The organism is Pseudomonas sp. KH_046_2 (genome assembly GCF_057838985.1).
Window position 1 is genome coordinate 879208 of the sequence record NZ_CM174480.1, and the last position, 15422, is coordinate 894629.

At 61.3% G+C, this 15422-nt stretch carries 11 protein-coding genes and 1 tRNA gene; 9 read left to right on the forward strand and 3 right to left on the reverse strand.

Annotation, left to right across the window (positions count from 1 at the left end; all coding sequences use genetic code 11):
- Positions 1 to 76: 76 nt before the first annotated feature.
- From pnp to AC3IX1_RS03965, 3 genes are all read left to right on the forward strand, one after another.
- Positions 77 to 2182 carry a polyribonucleotide nucleotidyltransferase gene (gene pnp / locus AC3IX1_RS03955; protein ID WP_007915263.1) on the forward strand — a complete coding sequence of 702 codons (2106 nt, stop codon included), beginning with the start codon at positions 77 to 79 and terminating at the stop codon, positions 2180 to 2182.
- A 138-nt stretch (positions 2183 to 2320) separates the two neighbouring features.
- A tRNA-Thr gene (locus tag AC3IX1_RS03960) sits at positions 2321 to 2396 on the forward strand.
- Between the two features lie 132 nt (positions 2397 to 2528).
- Positions 2529 to 2834 carry a DUF6388 family protein gene (locus AC3IX1_RS03965; protein WP_489387202.1) on the forward strand — a complete coding sequence of 102 codons (306 nt, stop codon included), beginning with the start codon at positions 2529 to 2531 and terminating at the stop codon, positions 2832 to 2834.
- 51 nt (positions 2835 to 2885) lie between these two features.
- Here the strand turns inward: AC3IX1_RS03965 and nadC are convergent, their stop codons facing one another.
- Positions 2886 to 3734 carry a carboxylating nicotinate-nucleotide diphosphorylase gene (nadC, locus tag AC3IX1_RS03970; protein WP_347910539.1) on the reverse strand — a complete coding sequence of 283 codons (849 nt, stop codon included), beginning with the start codon at positions 3732 to 3734 and terminating at the stop codon, positions 2886 to 2888.
- Between the two features lie 251 nt (positions 3735 to 3985).
- On the opposite strand from nadC, the gene ampD reads away from it, so the two are divergent.
- The 3 genes from ampD (at position 3986) to AC3IX1_RS03985 (ending at position 7600) form a co-directional block, all read left to right on the forward strand.
- Complete coding sequence (gene ampD, locus AC3IX1_RS03975; protein ID WP_414929784.1) at positions 3986 to 4546, forward strand: 1,6-anhydro-N-acetylmuramyl-L-alanine amidase AmpD; 561 nt, start codon at positions 3986 to 3988, stop codon at positions 4544 to 4546.
- Positions 4543 to 5379, forward strand: a complete 837-nt coding sequence (gene ampE, locus AC3IX1_RS03980; protein WP_489387203.1) for a regulatory signaling modulator protein AmpE — start codon at positions 4543 to 4545, stop codon at positions 5377 to 5379. The genes ampD and ampE overlap by 4 nt, the downstream gene beginning before the upstream one ends.
- A gap of 190 nt (positions 5380 to 5569) precedes the next feature.
- Positions 5570 to 7600, forward strand: coding sequence for a methyl-accepting chemotaxis protein (locus AC3IX1_RS03985; protein ID WP_489387204.1), 2031 nt, complete (start codon positions 5570 to 5572; stop codon positions 7598 to 7600).
- Positions 7601 to 7725: 125 nt separating this feature from the next.
- On the opposite strand, the gene AC3IX1_RS03990 is transcribed toward AC3IX1_RS03985, so the two are convergent.
- The gene (locus AC3IX1_RS03990; protein ID WP_489387205.1) at positions 7726 to 8505 is read right to left on the reverse strand and encodes a TatD family hydrolase; all 780 of its coding nucleotides are present in this window, start codon (positions 8503 to 8505) and stop codon (positions 7726 to 7728) included.
- Positions 8506 to 8508: 3 nt separating this feature from the next.
- On the reverse strand, positions 8509 to 9504 hold the full coding sequence (gene cra / locus AC3IX1_RS03995) for a catabolite repressor/activator (RefSeq protein WP_489387206.1): 996 nt from the start codon (positions 9502 to 9504) through the stop codon (positions 8509 to 8511).
- Positions 9505 to 9794: 290 nt separating this feature from the next.
- Between cra and ptsP the strand changes: the two genes are divergently transcribed.
- The 3 genes from ptsP to AC3IX1_RS04010 are packed head-to-tail and all read left to right on the forward strand — an operon-like array spanning position 9795 to position 15348.
- Positions 9795 to 12656 (forward strand): phosphoenolpyruvate--protein phosphotransferase, encoded by a 2862-nt coding sequence (gene ptsP, locus AC3IX1_RS04000; RefSeq protein ID WP_489387207.1) that lies wholly within the window; start codon positions 9795 to 9797, stop codon positions 12654 to 12656.
- Entirely contained in the window at positions 12656 to 13597 is a 942-nt protein-coding gene (gene pfkB / locus AC3IX1_RS04005) for a 1-phosphofructokinase (protein WP_489387208.1), read from the forward strand. Before ptsP ends, pfkB begins: the two co-directional genes overlap by 1 nt.
- An 11-nt stretch (positions 13598 to 13608) precedes the next feature.
- A complete protein-coding gene (locus AC3IX1_RS04010; RefSeq protein ID WP_489387209.1) occupies positions 13609 to 15348 on the forward strand; it encodes a PTS fructose-like transporter subunit IIB in 1740 nt (579 codons plus the stop codon).
- The last annotated feature ends 74 nt before the right edge of the window (positions 15349 to 15422 follow it).

A 15422-nucleotide genomic window follows, 5' to 3' on the forward strand; every position in this document is an offset into this window, starting at 1 on the left:
GGGCCGACTCCCGACATTGCCCAAGAATTTCGCAAGAAACCAGTTCCCCCAAGAGCCACAAAGAAGGTAGGACACCGTGAACCCGGTAATCAAAAAATTCCAGTTCGGTCAGTCGACCGTTACCCTCGAGACTGGCCGTATCGCCCGTCAGGCCTCCGGCGCAGTATTGGTCACCGTTGACGACGACGTCAGCGTATTGGTGACCGTAGTCGGTGCAAAACAAGCCGATCCAGGCAAGGGCTTCTTCCCTCTGTCTGTTCACTACCAGGAAAAGACTTACGCTGCCGGTAAGATCCCTGGCGGTTTCTTCAAGCGCGAAGGCCGTCCTTCCGAGAAAGAAACCCTGACTTCCCGACTGATCGACCGTCCGATCCGTCCGCTGTTCCCGGAAGGCTTCATGAACGAAGTGCAGGTTGTCTGCACCGTCGTTTCCACCAGCAAGAAGACCGATCCGGACATCGCTGCGATGATCGGTACCTCGGCTGCCCTGGCGATCTCCGGCATTCCTTTCGATGGCCCGATCGGCGCTGCCCGCGTTGCGTTCCACGAAAGCACCGGCTACCTGCTGAACCCGACCTACGAACAGCAAGCTGCTTCTAGCCTGGACATGGTCGTTGCCGGTACTTCCGACGCTGTACTGATGGTTGAATCGGAAGCCAAAGAGCTGACCGAAGACCAGATGCTGGGCGCGGTACTGTTTGCTCACGACGAGTTCCAGGTCGTGATCAACGCCGTTAAAGAACTGGCCGCTGAAGCTGCCAAGCCAACCTGGACCTGGGCTCCTGCGCCAGAAGCCACCGAACTGCTGGGCGCTATCCGTGCCGAGTTCGGCGAAGCGATCTCCCAGGCTTACACCATCACCGTCAAGGCCGACCGTTACGCTCGCCTGGGCGAGTTGAAGGACCAGGTCGTTGCCAAGCTGTCCGGTGAAGAAGGCCAGCCTTCTTCCAGCGAAGTCAAAGCGGCTTTCGGCGAAATCGAATACCGCACCGTTCGCGAAAACATCGTAAACGGCAAGCCACGTATCGACGGTCGCGACACCAAGACTGTCCGTCCGTTGAACATCGAAGTCGGCGTCCTGCCAAAAACCCACGGTTCGGCTCTGTTCACCCGTGGCGAAACCCAGGCCCTGGTAGTCGCGACTCTGGGCACCGCCCGTGACGCGCAACTGCTGGACACCCTGGAAGGCGAGAAAAAAGACCCGTTCATGCTGCACTACAACTTCCCTCCGTTCTCGGTAGGTGAGTGTGGTCGCATGGGTGGCGCTGGTCGTCGTGAAATCGGTCACGGCCGTCTGGCCCGTCGTTCGGTTTCGGCCATGCTGCCTGCCGCTGACGTGTTCCCGTACACCATCCGTGTGGTTTCGGAAATCACCGAATCCAACGGTTCGAGCTCGATGGCTTCCGTTTGCGGTGCTTCCCTGGCCCTGATGGACGCTGGTGTGCCGATGAAGGCGCCGGTTGCCGGTATCGCCATGGGTCTGGTTAAAGAAGGCGAGAAATTCGCCGTCCTGACCGACATCCTGGGAGACGAAGACCACCTGGGCGACATGGACTTCAAGGTAGCCGGTACCGCCAAAGGCGTCACCGCGCTGCAGATGGACATCAAGATCAAGGGCATCACCGAAGAAATCATGGAGATCGCTCTGGGCCAAGCCCTGGAAGCGCGCCTGAACATCCTCGGCCAGATGAACCAGATCATTGGCCAGTCGCGTACCGAACTGTCGGCCAACGCTCCGACCATGATCGCGATGAAGATCGACACCGACAAAATCCGTGATGTCATCGGTAAAGGCGGCGCGACCATTCGTGCGATCTGTGAAGAAACCAAGGCTTCGATCGACATCGAAGACGACGGTTCGATCAAGATCTTCGGCGAAACCAAGGAAGCGGCTGAAGCAGCACGTCAGCGCGTTCTGGGCATCACCGCTGAAGCCGAGATCGGCAAGATCTACGTCGGCAAGGTTGAGCGTATCGTCGATTTCGGCGCATTCGTCAACATCCTGCCTGGCAAGGACGGTCTGGTTCACATCTCCATGCTGAGCGACGCTCGCGTTGAGAAAGTGACCGACATCCTGAAAGAAGGCCAGGAAGTGGAAGTACTGGTACTGGACGTGGACAACCGCGGCCGTATCAAGCTGTCCATCAAAGACGTGGCAGCAGCCAAGGCTTCGGGCGTTTAATTACGCCTCACGCCTGACTGCTTCAACGTTATAAAAAATGCCCCGCAGTGAAAGCTGTGGGGCATTTTTTTGTCTGCAGGAAATTGAGACGTTCCGGAAGTTGCCTGCCCCTGAAGTCAGTGCTAGGTTTAGCCCACCGCCCGTGTAGCTCAGCCGGTAGAGCAGCGCACTCGTAACGCGAAGGTCGCAGGTTCGATTCCTGTCTCGGGCACCAGCAAGACTTGTTTTCAGATGATCCCGAATGGTTCTGAAGGCCAGACAAACCGCGCTTTATACGGTTTTTTGCGTCAGAGAGATCCTTGATGATCCAGATCCATCTTCCATTCCCCAGATCAACGAGAACGCCATGACAATAAAAGAATTGACCCAAGAAGCCAGACACGAAGAAGCACTGAAAAAGTACGTGCTGGATGTGCCGGATCTGATGGAAGAGATCAAGGACCTGAGTGCCGATGATCAGAAGGACCAGATTCAGTGGGCGTTCGAGGATGAAGCCGAAGCCCAGGGCTTGCAGCCGTGGGAGTTGAGCCTCAAGTACACCTCGACTCCGGAAGAGTACGAGACAGAACGCCTGAAGCTGCATAAAGAAGCTGCCGAGGTGTTGGGCGTCGAGTGGGAAGAGTACTGCGAGATGAACTATCTGGTGGTCTGACAAAAACGCCAGCCTTGATGAGGCTGGCGTTTTTTGTACGGCGAGGCGCGATCAGAGACTCAGGCGCATCGACAGATCGACCGCCTTCACATCCTTGGTCATCGCACCGATCGAAATGTAATCCACCCCGGTCTGTGCAATCGGCAGCAACGTGCTTTCGTTGATCCCGCCGCTGGCCTCCAGCTTGGCCTTGCCGGCGTTCAGGCGCACGGCTTCGCGCATGTCGTCCAGGCTCAGTTCGTCGAGCATGATGATGTCGGCACCGGCCGCGAGCGCTTCTTTCAGTTCATCCAGGCTTTCCACTTCAATCTCGACCGGTTTGCCCGGGGCGATCTTGTGCGCGGCGGCGATGGCCTGCGCGATGCCGCCGCTGGCGGCGATGTGGTTTTCCTTGATCAGGAAGGCGTCATACAGGCCGATGCGGTGGTTATGGCAGCCGCCGCAGGTCACGGCGTACTTTTGCGCCAGGCGCAGCCCCGGCAGTGTTTTGCGGGTGTCGAGCAACTTGACCTGAGTCTCGGCCACGAAGTCCGCCAGGTATTGCGCGCGGGTCGCCACGCCGGAGAGCAATTGCAGGAAGTTCAGGGCGCTGCGTTCGCCGGTCAGCAGCGAGCGTGCCGGGCCTTCGAGGTGGAACAACACCTGATTGGGCGTCACCCGTTCACCGTCGGCAACCTGCCAGTGCACCGCCACCCGTGGGTCCAGTTGCCGAAACACGTTATCCACCCAGGCGGTACCGCTGATGACGGCTGCGTCGCGGGTAATGATGGTGGCTTTGGCCAGGCGCTCGGCCGGGATCAACTGCGCGGTGATGTCGCCGCTGCCGATGTCTTCACGCAACGCACGGCGCACGTTGGCTTCGATTTCGGCGGTCAGATCGGCGAGACGTAGATTCGGCATAACGGACTCCACAAACAAAGTGGCTCGATTATAGTGCCATGGCACGGGCCAACCCAAGGCATCAGAGCGTTACGTTGGCGCTGGCGCCTGCATTTGGTCGAATCCCTGCCGTTGTCGCGTTGGTCATCGTTGCCGAACAAACGCCTGTTTGAGATCGGCAACCTCCAGCGCCTCAAACACGGCAAGGGATCGCGCCCCGGGGGATTATCGCGGCATACTGTGCCAATACAGTCGACGTTGAAGGAATCGGTATGCAGTTGGACCCCGCGAGCGGTTGGATTCAGGGTGTGCATGTCTGCCCCTCACCCAACTTCAATGCGCGCCCCACAGGCGAAATTTCCCTGCTGGTGATCCACAACATCAGCCTGCCGCCGGCGCAGTTCGCCACCGGCAAGGTGCAGGAATTTTTCCAGAATCGTCTGGATGTCACCGAACACCCCTATTTTGAAGGGATCGCGGATTTGCGGGTGTCTGCGCACTTTCTGATCGAACGTGACGGTACCGTCACCCAATTTGTTTCATGTCTTGAGCGTGCGTGGCATGCGGGTGTCTCGTGCTTCGAGGGGCGGGAAACCTGTAACGATTTTTCCGTGGGCATCGAGCTCGAAGGCACGGATGATCTGCCGTTCACCGACGCGCAATACAGCGCGTTGACAGCCCTGACCCGCCAGTTGCAACAGGCGTTCACGGCAATCACCACAGAGCGTATCTGCGGGCACAGCGACATTGCACCGGGGCGCAAAACCGATCCAGGGCCGGCGTTCGACTGGGCACGCTATCGTGCCGCCCTGGCACAAGAGGAAGGACGATGAGTTTTCTGGTGTTGCTGTTGGCGGTGTGGATCGAGAAGTTCTCGGCCCTGCGCCATCGAGTTCAGCGTGACAATGGCTGGACACACGAGCTGAACAAGCTTGAAGCCAGCCCGCGACTTTCAAACCGGCCATGGCTGGTGCTGGCGGTACTGGTCTTGTTGCCGGTGGCGTTGCTGGGTTTGCTGCTGGTGGTCATTGAGCCCGTGGCCTACGGGTTGCTGGCGTTGCCGATCCATTTGCTGGTGGTGATCTACAGCCTGGGGCGCGGTGATCTGCTGGGCGATCTCGGGCCGTTCCGCGATGCCTGGCGTCGGGAAGACCTGCAAGCGGCGGCTCATGTCGCCCAGCGCGACCTGGATATCTGCGCAGACAATGGCGAGCAATTGCTGGAGCAGGTCGAAGGGCATTTGCTGTGGGAGGCCTACCATAGCTTTTTCGCGGTGATTTTCTGGTACTTCCTGTTGGGTCCGGTCGCGGCGCTGAGTTATCGGTTGCTGGCGCTGGCCGAAGAACACGGGAAAAACCCCGCAGTGGTCGAGCGCGCCGGGCAACTGCGTCACGCCTTCGACTGGTTGCCGGTGCGTCTGCTGGCGGCGAGCCTGGCGTTGGTCGGCAATTTTGTCGCGGTCAGTCGGGTCATGCTGCATGAGCTGCTGAACTGGAACATCAGCGCCGCGCAACTGATCGTGAACGTCGGGCTGGTGGCCGGTGAAATTCCGGCGCCAGTGACCGGCGCAGAAGGTATCAACAATCTGGACCGCATCTGGGCGCTGCTGCTGCGTGCGGCGGTGCTCTGGTATGCCGGGTTTGCGTTGTGGACGGTCCTGCATTAACGCTGCATTCAAAGCAAGCTCCTTAGCCACAGGGCGATCACTAGTCCGAAGTGCTTCGCCCTGTCGTTAACCTTAAGTTACAAAACCTCCTGCCGATTTAAGTTATACAGAGATAGCGCCGAATAGTGGCTATCTGCCGTCCGTCTGCGCCTGCCAATAAAAAAAATAAGAAATTGAAGGGAGACATCCAGTGAAGAGCTTGCTCTATCCCGCTGTCGCACTGATGAACCGCCTGAGCTTCGGCATGAAGTTCAGCCTGATCAGCGTACTGTTCCTGGTGCCGATGCTGGTGACCAACTTCTATCTGGTGCGTGACTCCTACCGCGAATTCCAGGGCACGCGCATCGAACTGCAAAGTCTCGACCTGTTGGGCAGCAGCCTGACGTTGCGGCGCGATCTGGAAACCCTGAACAACCTGGTGCAGATCAATGTCAGCCTCGGCCAATCCGGCAAGGCCGGCAATGTCGAATCGAAGATCAGCGCCCTCGAGCAGAATATTCTGACTCGCCTGCAAGGGCTGACGGCGATGACCAGCGACCCGGAGCAGGTCGCGGTGTTTGATGGCAAACGCGATGAAATGATCGCCGCGTTCAAGGCCCAGCAAACGGAAAACTCCCTGCAAAGCAAAAGTGCCTTGATCGGCAAGCTGGTGGGCAGCGCGCAGATTTTCAGCCAGCTCATCACCAGCCAGTCCGGCCTCAGTCGCGACAACCAGAGCGACATGCGCCAGTTGAGCGAGCTCGTCACCCTCGTCACGCCACGGGTCACCCAGATCCTGGGCGAAGGTCGGGCAATGGGGTCTTATTCGTTGGGGCAGGGGTTCATCAACTCGGCTTCGAGTACCCGTTTCGATGAATTGCTGGCGCAGATTGAAAAGCTCCAGGCCGAGTACGGCCTGAAGTTGCAGGATGCCCTGGGTTCCAGCAACGCCGCACGCGATAACCTGGCCGCTCAGGCCGATAGCAGCCGGGCATCCTTGAAGAAAGCCAGCGAGCTGTTCGAGGAACAAGTGGTCATGGCCGATACCCTCGACGCGCCGTGGCAGGTTTTTTACGATCAGGTCAGTGCCCTGATGGACCAGACCTACCAACTCAATGAAGCAACCCTGAAGTATCTGGGCCCGCAGTTGCAGCAACGCCTGGAGCAGAACCGCACGCACATGGTCCTGCAGGCCGTGGCGCTGTCAGTCGTGTTTGTGTTGATCTTTTATCTCTACGGCGCTTTCTATGCCTCGACCCGCACCACGCTCAAGCGCCTGGGGGCGGTGATGGACAAGGTGGCGGCCGGCGACATGACCGTGACCTTCAGCGCCCACAGCCGCGATGAGCTGGGGGAGTTGGGCGAGGTGTTCAACGGCACCGTGAAGAAAATCCATGACCTGATCGAGCGGGTTGGGCAGACCGTCAGCGAAGTCGAGCGTCAGGCCGGGCAAGTGGAAAGCGTTTCCGCGCAAAGCAACCAGGCCGTCGCCGGGCAGCGCACGCAGATCGAACAAGTGGCTACGGCCATGAACCAGATGTCGGCCACTTCCCAGGAAGTTGCGCGCAGTGCCGCCGCAGCGGTGAGCAGTGCCCACAGTGTCAACGATGAGACCATCAGTGGTCGCAGTCTGGTGGAGTCTCAGCAAGGCAGCATTGCTGCACTGGCCAGCGAGATCGATCAATCGGTACTGGTGATCAATCAACTGGCCAGCGACAGCCAGTCCATCAGCCGCGTGCTCGAAGTGATCAAGAGCATCGCCGAACAGACCAACCTGCTGGCGCTCAATGCCGCCATCGAGGCAGCGCGGGCCGGTGAGCAGGGCCGTGGTTTCGCCGTGGTCGCCGATGAAGTCCGGACCCTGGCCAAACGAACCCAGCAATCGACCGAAGAAATCGAGCAGATGATCGCCAGGCTCCATGGCGGTGTCGGCGCGGCGGTCAAGGCAATGGGCACCAGCCATGAAATGGCCAGCGGCACGGTCGGGCAGTCGGAGAAGGTCCAGCGGGCGCTGGAAAACATTCTGGGAGCGGTCGGCATGATCGTTGACCAGAACCAGCAGATTGCCGCCGCCGTGGAGCAGCAAACCGCCGTGGCCCACGACATCGACCAGAACATCGTCGAGATCAATCGCGCCGGCGAGCGCACCGCTGAAGGTGCGCATCAGACCGAAGACGCCAGCCGGGCGTTGTCGGCCCAAGTCGTGGAGTTGAAGCAGTTGATCAGCGCATTTCGGGTTTGAAAGACGGCTCGGGAACCCTGTAGGAGCGAGCCTGCTCGCGAAAGCGGTTTTTCAGTCACATTGTTGTTGAATGTGCCGCCGTCTTCGCGGGCAAGTCCGCTCCCACCGTTGGCGGGTGCTGGCAGTCATGACCAGTTAAACAACTCGCAGGCATTGGCCGTACTGGCCGCGGCCAATTGCTCGGGGCTGATCGCCATGATGTCGGCCAGTGCCGCACAGATCGCCGGCAGGTGTGCCGGGCTGTTGCGCTGGCCAGGGAACATGGCGGGCGCCATGTCCGGCGAGTCGGTTTCCAGCACCATAGAATCCAGCGGTAGCTCGGCGAGCACGCGGTGCATGCGCAGCGCCTGCGGCCAGGTCGGGGCGCCGCCAAGGCCGAGTTTGAATCCGAGCTTGATGTATTCGCGGGCTTCTTCCTTGCTGCCGGCGAAGGCGTGGATGATGCCGGCCCGTTTCAGGCGAAACCGTTTGAGTGTGGCAATCACCGCCGCATGGCTACGCCGCACATGGATCAATGCCGGAAGATCGAAATCCGCCGCCAGTTGCAATTGCGCTTCGAACAACGCCTGCTGGCGGTCACGGTCGAGGGTTTCGATGAAGTAATCCAGGCCGATCTCGCCGACCGCACACAGTTGCCGATGGCCGGCCAGACGTGTAATCCAGTCACCGAGCTCACTCAGGTGTTGCGGGCGATGATCGTCCAGGTACACCGGGTGCAGTCCGAACGCGGCGTGCAGGTCGGGATCACTCTGCACCAGTTCCCAGACCCGCTGCCAATTGGCCTGATAAACCCCCAGCACCACGATCCGCCGCACACCGAGGGCGCGGCAGTCGGCCAGCAACGCCTGGCGGTCGACGTCGAAGTCCGGAAAATCCAGATGGGTGTGGGTGTCGATCAGCTCCACGGTTCAGTCCTGGCGAATACGCTGCTTGAACGTGCGCGCGATGGCTTGCACGCCGGGCCGGTAATCCGATTGCTCGATGGCTGCCAGGGCCAGCGCGAGGGCCTTGTCGGCGATCAACTGGTGTTGTTGGGCCATGGCGTTGACCGGCAGCGGCAGGAAGTCCAGCAACTGGGTGTCGCCGAAGGTGCCGAGGCGCAGCGGACGGCTTTTCAGCGGGAAGTCGTGCAGCGCATCGAACACGCCCTGAAGCAGTACGTAGGATGTGGTCACCAGGGCATCGGGCAAATGGCCCAGGCGCTGCAGCAACTCGTCCATCAATTGCTTGCCGCACTCGCGGCTGAAGGATTCGCCTTCTTCGATCAGCACCTCACCGTTGAACCCGGCGAGAGCCTCTTTGAAGCCAGCGGCACGTTCCCGGCTGATGCTCAGCTCCGGGCGGGCGCCGATCAGCGCGATCTGTTTGGGCAGCGGCTCCAGCAGGCTGCGGGTCAGTTGCAGGCTGGCCTCGCGGTCGTCACTGATTACCGAGCAGAAGTGCTCGGGTTCCATGACCCGGTCGATGGCGATGATCGGAATGCCCTTGGCCTGCAATTGGCGATAGCTGTCGTCACCGGCCGGCAGGCAGCTGGCAACGATCAATGCGTCGCAGCGCCGGGCGCGGAACAGTTGCAGCAATTGCCGTTCGCTGTCCGGTGCATCGTCGGAACTGGCGATCAGCAACTGATAACCCCGGGCTCGCGCACCTTGCTCCAGCAACTTGGCGATTCGCGCGTAACTGGGGTTTTCCAGATCCGGCAGAATGAACCCCAATGTGCGGGTGTGTCGGCTGCGCAAGCCAGCGGCCTGTGGATTAGGCGTGAAGCCATGCAGTTCGACGACCGCGCGCACGCGTTCGACGGTGGCGCTGCTGATGCGCTGTTGTTCGGCCTTGCCATTGATGACATAGCTGGCGGTGGTGACGGACACACCGGCCAACTGGGCGATATCACTGAGTTTCAACCCGCTGTTTCCTTGTTTTTTCGAGATAGCCTCGACATTTTCGTCAATCCTAACCGATTAAGGCAGGCGACCATTGTCGCAACGCATCCGACAAGTTGGACTTCAAGGATGGGCCAATATCGAGTAACGTGCCAATCGATCTAGATTAAACGTTTCAGCAAGCGTATTTTCTACGCTTTAGGTGCCTTTGGCCGGTTCTGCCGTGAAACCGCCAAAAGCGATGACCAAGCGCCTAAGCTGACTCATTCAAAACAATACCTGGCGCCCCAAGGTGCCAAAAAGGAGAAAGCATGCTCGAGCTCACTGTAGAGCAGATTTCCATGGGCCAGTCGGCCGTGGATAAGTCCGCAGCACTGCAATTGCTGGCCCGGCACCTGGTCGCCGACGGCCTGGTTGCCGAGGGTTATCTCGCCGGTTTGCAGGCGCGGGAAGCCCAGGGCTCGACCTTTCTCGGTCAAGGTATTGCCATCCCTCACGGCACACCCGAAACCCGCGAGCTGGTGTTCACCACCGGTGTGCGCCTGATGCAGTTTCCCGATGGCGTGGACTGGGGCGATGGTCATATCGTTTACCTGGCGATCGGTATCGCCGCCAAATCCGATGAACATCTACGCCTGTTGCAATTGCTTACCCGCGCCCTCGGTGAAACTGACCTGGGCCAGGCCCTGCGTCGCGCCGGTTCCGCCGAAGCCTTGCTGAAGTTGCTGCAAGGCGCGCCGCAGGAGCTGGCGCTGGATGCGCAGATGATCGGCCTCGGTGTGGCGGCCGAAGATTTCGAAGAGCTGGTCTGGCGCGGTGCACGTCTGTTGCGGCAGGCCGACTGCGTGAGCAACGGTTTCTCCGCCGTGTTGCAACAGGTTGAAGCGCTGCCGTTGGGCGATGGCCTGTGGTGGCTGCACAGCGAGCAGACGGTGAAGCGTCCGGGCCTGGCCTTCGTCACCCCGGACAGACCGCTGCGCTATCTCGGCCAGCCACTCAATGGGCTGTTCTGCCTGGCCAGCCTCGGTGAGGCCCATCAAGCCCTGCTCGAACGCCTGTGCGCGTTGTTGATCGAAGGGCGTGGCCATGAGTTGGGGCGCGCCACCAGCAGCCGCAAAGTCCTCGAAGTGCTCGGTGGCGAAGTGCCCGCCGACTGGCCCAGCGCGCGAATTGCATTGGCCAACGCCCACGGCTTGCATGCGCGCCCGGCGAAAATCCTCGCGCAACTGGCAAAGAGCTTTGAAGGTGACATCCGCGTGCGCATCGTCGATGGTCACGACAGCGCGGTGTCGGTAAAGAGCTTGAGCAAGTTGCTCAGCCTCGGCGCCCGTCGCGGGCAGGTCCTGGAAATCATCGCTGAGCCGGGCATCGCGGCCGATGCGTTGCCGGCCTTGTTGGCCGCCATCGAAGAAGGCCTTGGTGAGGAAGTCGAGCCACTTCCGCCGGTCAGCCAGGTACACGAAGTCGTTGCCGATATGGCCGAAGTGGTCCTCGCCCCGATATCGGGCAGTGTGGTTCAGGCGATTGCCGCCGCGCCGGGGATTGCCATTGGGCCGGCCCATATTCAAGTACTGCAAACCATCGATTACCCGTTGCGCGGCGAGTCCGCCGCCATCGAGCGTGAACGTCTCAAGCAAGCTCTGGCGCAGGTACGCCGTGACATCCAGGGCCTGATCGAGCGCAGCAAGAGCAAAGCCATCCGCGAAATCTTCGTCACCCATCAAGAGATGCTCGACGACCCGGAGCTGACCGATGAGGTCGATACGCGCCTCAAGCAGGGCGAAAGCGCCGAGGCGGCGTGGATGACCGTGATTGAAGCGGCGGCCCGGCAGCAGGAAGCGTTGCAGGATGCCTTGCTCGCCGAGCGTGCGGCCGACTTGCGCGACATCGGACGTCGGGTGTTGATGCAGCTATGCGGCATCGAAACCCCGAGCGAACCGGATCAACCGTACATTCTGGTGATGGACGAGGTCGGCCCGTCCGACGTTGCGCGTCTCGATCCGGCTCGCGTGGCGGGGATTCTCACCGCCCGGGGTGGCGCTACGGCACACAGTGCGATTGTCGCCCGGGCGCTGGGTATTCCGGCACTGGTCGGCGCCGGCCCCGGCGTGTTGCTGCTGGCGCCAGGTACGCCGTTGCTGCTCGATGGCCAGCGGGGTCGCCTGCATGTGGACGCTGACGAGGCGACCTTGCAACGCGCCACGGCCGAACGCGATACCCGCGAGCAGCGCTTGAAGGCGGCTGCGGAACGGCGCCATCAACCGGCGCTGACCACCGATGGCCACGCCGTCGAAGTGTTCGCCAACATTGGTGAAAGCGCTGGCGTGATCGGCGCGGTGGAGCAGGGCGCCGAGGGCATTGGCCTGTTGCGCACCGAGCTGATTTTCATGGCCCACCCGCAAGCGCCCGACGAGGCGACCCAGGAAGTCGAGTACCGCCGCGTCCTCGACGGTCTGGCCGGGCGACCGCTGGTGGTGCGCACCCTTGATGTCGGTGGCGACAAACCGCTGCCGTACTGGCCGATTGCGAAGGAAGAAAACCCCTTCCTCGGCGTGCGCGGCATTCGCCTGACCTTGCAGCGCCCGCAGATCATGGAAGCGCAACTGCGTGCCTTGCTGCGGGCTGCCGACAACCGCCCGCTGCGGATCATGTTCCCGATGGTGGGCAGCGTTGACGAGTGGCGCCAGGCCCGTGACATGACCGAACGCCTGCGCCGGGAAATCCCGGTCGCCGACCTGCAACTGGGGATCATGATCGAAGTGCCGTCGGCGGCATTGCTGGCGCCGGTGCTGGCCCAAGAGGTCGACTTTTTCAGTGTCGGTACCAACGACCTGACGCAATACACCCTGGCCATCGACCGTGGCCATCCGACGCTGTCGGCCCAGGCCGATGGCTTGCATCCGGCTGTGCTGCAACTGATCGACATCACCGTGCGCGCGGCCCATGCTCACGGTAAATGGGTCGGTGTGTGCGGCGAACTGGCGGCCGACCCGCTGGCGGTGCCGGTGCTGGTCGGCCTCGGGGTGGATGAACTCAGCGTCGGGGCGCGCAGCATTGCCGAAGTCAAGGCGCGGATACGCGAACTGGGCTTCACTCAGACTCAAACCCTTGCCCGACAGGCCCTGGCCGTGGGCAGCGCCAATGAAGTGCGCGCATTAGTGGAGGCCCTGTAATGGCCCGGATTCTTACTCTGACCCTCAACCCGGCGCTGGACCTGACCGTCCAGTTGCCGCGCCTTGAAGCCGGCCAGGTCAACCGCAGCGATGTGATGCACACCCACGCCGCCGGCAAAGGCGTGAATGTGGCGCAGGTGCTGGCGGACCTCGGTCATCAGCTGACCGTCAGTGGCTTTCTTGGCGAAGACAACCTGCAAGCGTTCGAAACATTGTTCGCCAAACGCGGTTTTGTCGATGCCTTCATCCGTGTTCCGGGCGAGACTCGCAGCAATATCAAACTGGCGGAAAGCGACGGCCGAATCACCGACATCAATGGGCCGGGGCCGCAGGTCAGCGAGGCGGCGCAGCAGGCCTTGATGGAGCGACTGGAGCAGATTGCCCCGGGCCACGATGCGGTGGTTGTCGCCGGAAGCTTGCCGTTGGGCGTCAACGCGCAGTGGTTGCAGGCGCTGATTTTGCGCTTGAAGAGACTGGGGCTGAACGTCGCCCTCGACACCAGCGGCGAGGCGTTGCGTGCAGCGCTCAAAGCGGGGCCATGGCTGATCAAGCCCAACACTGAAGAGCTGGCCGAGGTGTTGGGCTGCGAGGTCGTGTCGGTCAGTGCCCAAGCCGTAGCGGCGGAGCGGTTGCACGCCCAGGGCATTGAGCATGTGGTGATTTCCCATGGTGCCGAGGGTGTGAACTGGTTCAGCGTCGGCTCGGCGATGCATGCCACGCCACCCAAGGTCAGCGTCGCCAGCACGGTGGGCGCGGGTGATTCGTTGCTGGCGGGAATGCTCCACGGTTTGCTCAGCGCTGATACGCCGGAGCAGACCTTGCGCACCGCCACGGCGATTGCCGCGATGGCAGTGACCCAGATCGGGTTCGGTATTGGCGATGCGGCGCAACTGGCGCAGCTCGAACAGGGTGTGCGCGTGCGTCCCCTGACAGAAAAATAAGAGGGTTTGTCATGAAGTTAGCCATCGTTACGGCCTGCCCGAACGGCATGGTCACCAGTGTGCTGTGTGCCCGGCTGCTCGATGCCGCGGCCCAGCGTCAGGGCTGGAGCACCAGTGTCGAAGTCACCGATGCCGCGCATCTCGAAAAACAACTGTCGGCGGCCACCCTCGACGCGGCCGAGTGGGTGCTGCTGGTGACCAGCGCGCCCATGGACATGTCGCGGTTTGTTGGCAAGCGAGTGTTCCAGAGCACCCCGGCCCAGGCCCTGCAAGACGTGGAAGCCGTGCTGCGGCGTGGAGCGCAGGAAGCACAGGTCTACGTCGCTACCGAAGCCGTTGTCGAACCTGTGGCGGTCGTCCAGAACATGCCACGACTGGTGGCGGTCACCGCGTGCCCGACGGGTGTCGCTCACACGTTCATGGCTGCCGAGGCCTTGCAGCAAGCGGCCAAACGCCTGGGCTATGACCTGCAGGTGGAAACCCAGGGCTCGGTCGGCGCGCGCAATCCATTGAGCGCACAAGCGATTGCCGAAGCCGATGTGGTGCTGCTGGCGGCCGATATCGAAGTCGCCACCGAGCGTTTTGCCGGCAAGAAAATCTATCGCTGTGGCACCGGCATTGCCCTCAAGCAAGCTGAAGCGACCTTGAAAAAGGCCTTGGCCGAGGGTCAACAGGAAAGCGCATCGAGCGTTGGCAACACAACGGCCAAACAGGAGAAGACGGGCGTCTATAAACACCTGCTGACCGGCGTGTCGTTCATGCTGCCGATGGTGGTGGCCGGCGGTTTGATGATCGCCTTGTCGTTCGTGTTCGGCATCACCGCATTCAAGGAGCAGGGAACGCTGGCGGCGGCGTTGATGCAGATCGGTGGCGACACTGCATTCAAGCTGATGGTGCCGCTGCTGGCAGGCTATATCGCCTATTCCATCGCCGACCGTCCGGGCCTCGCGCCGGGGATGATCGGCGGCATGCTGGCGAGCACCCTGGGTGCCGGTTTCATCGGCGGGATCATCGCCGGTTTTCTGGCTGGTTATGCGGCCAAGGCGATCAACCGTTATGCGCGGTTACCGCAAAGCCTTGAGGCGCTCAAGCCGATCCTGATCATCCCGCTGCTGGCGAGTCTGTTCACCGGTCTGGTGATGATCTACGTGGTCGGCAAACCGGTGGCCGGGATGCTTGCCGGGCTCACGCATTTCCTCGACAGCATGGGCACCACCAACGCGATTCTGCTCGGTGTGCTGCTGGGCGGCATGATGTGCGTCGACCTCGGTGGGCCGATCAACAAGGCGGCCTATGCGTTCTCGGTGGGCTTGCTGGCGTCGCAGAGCTACGCGCCGATGGCGGCGACCATGGCGGCCGGCATGGTGCCGCCGATCGGCCTGGGCATCGCCACGTTCATTGCCCGGCGCAAGTTCGCCCAGACCGAACGCGAGGCCGGTAAAGCGGCGCTGGTGCTGGGGCTGTGCTTCATCTCCGAAGGGGCAATTCCGTTTGCGGCGAAAGATCCATTGCGGGTGATCCCGGCGAGCATCGCCGGCGGTGCGCTGACCGGTGCGCTGTCGATGTATTTCGGCTGCAAGCTGATGGCGCCCCACGGTGGGTTGTTCGTGCTGGCGATCCCGAATGCGATCAACCATGCGCTGCTTTACTTATTGGCGATTGTGGCGGGGAGCCTGTTGACGGCGGTGGTGTATGCGCTGGTAAAGCGGTCTGAGGCGGTGGAATTGGCACTGGAGCCGGCCAGGGCCTGACACCATTAACTGTGGTGTTGGCGGGATCTATGTCATGCCAGGGTCATAGGTCCATGCTTTAGTTTTTCCTTTTT

Bases quoted from the DNA above. Each gene is read 5' to 3' on its own strand.
- pfkB (WP_489387208.1), top strand. From the start codon at position 12,656: ATGGCCCGGATTCTTACTCTGACCCTCAACCCGGCGCTGGACCTGACC.
- nadC (WP_347910539.1), bottom strand. From the start codon at position 3,734: ATGCCGAATCTACGTCTCGCCGATCTGACCGCCGAAATCGAAGCCAAC.
- ampD (WP_414929784.1), top strand. From the start codon at position 3,986: ATGCAGTTGGACCCCGCGAGCGGTTGGATTCAGGGTGTGCATGTCTGC.
- AC3IX1_RS04010 (WP_489387209.1), top strand. From the start codon at position 13,609: ATGAAGTTAGCCATCGTTACGGCCTGCCCGAACGGCATGGTCACCAGT.
- ptsP (WP_489387207.1), top strand. From the start codon at position 9,795: ATGCTCGAGCTCACTGTAGAGCAGATTTCCATGGGCCAGTCGGCCGTG.
- AC3IX1_RS03965 (WP_489387202.1), top strand. From the start codon at position 2,529: ATGACAATAAAAGAATTGACCCAAGAAGCCAGACACGAAGAAGCACTG.
- ampE (WP_489387203.1), top strand. From the start codon at position 4,543: ATGAGTTTTCTGGTGTTGCTGTTGGCGGTGTGGATCGAGAAGTTCTCG.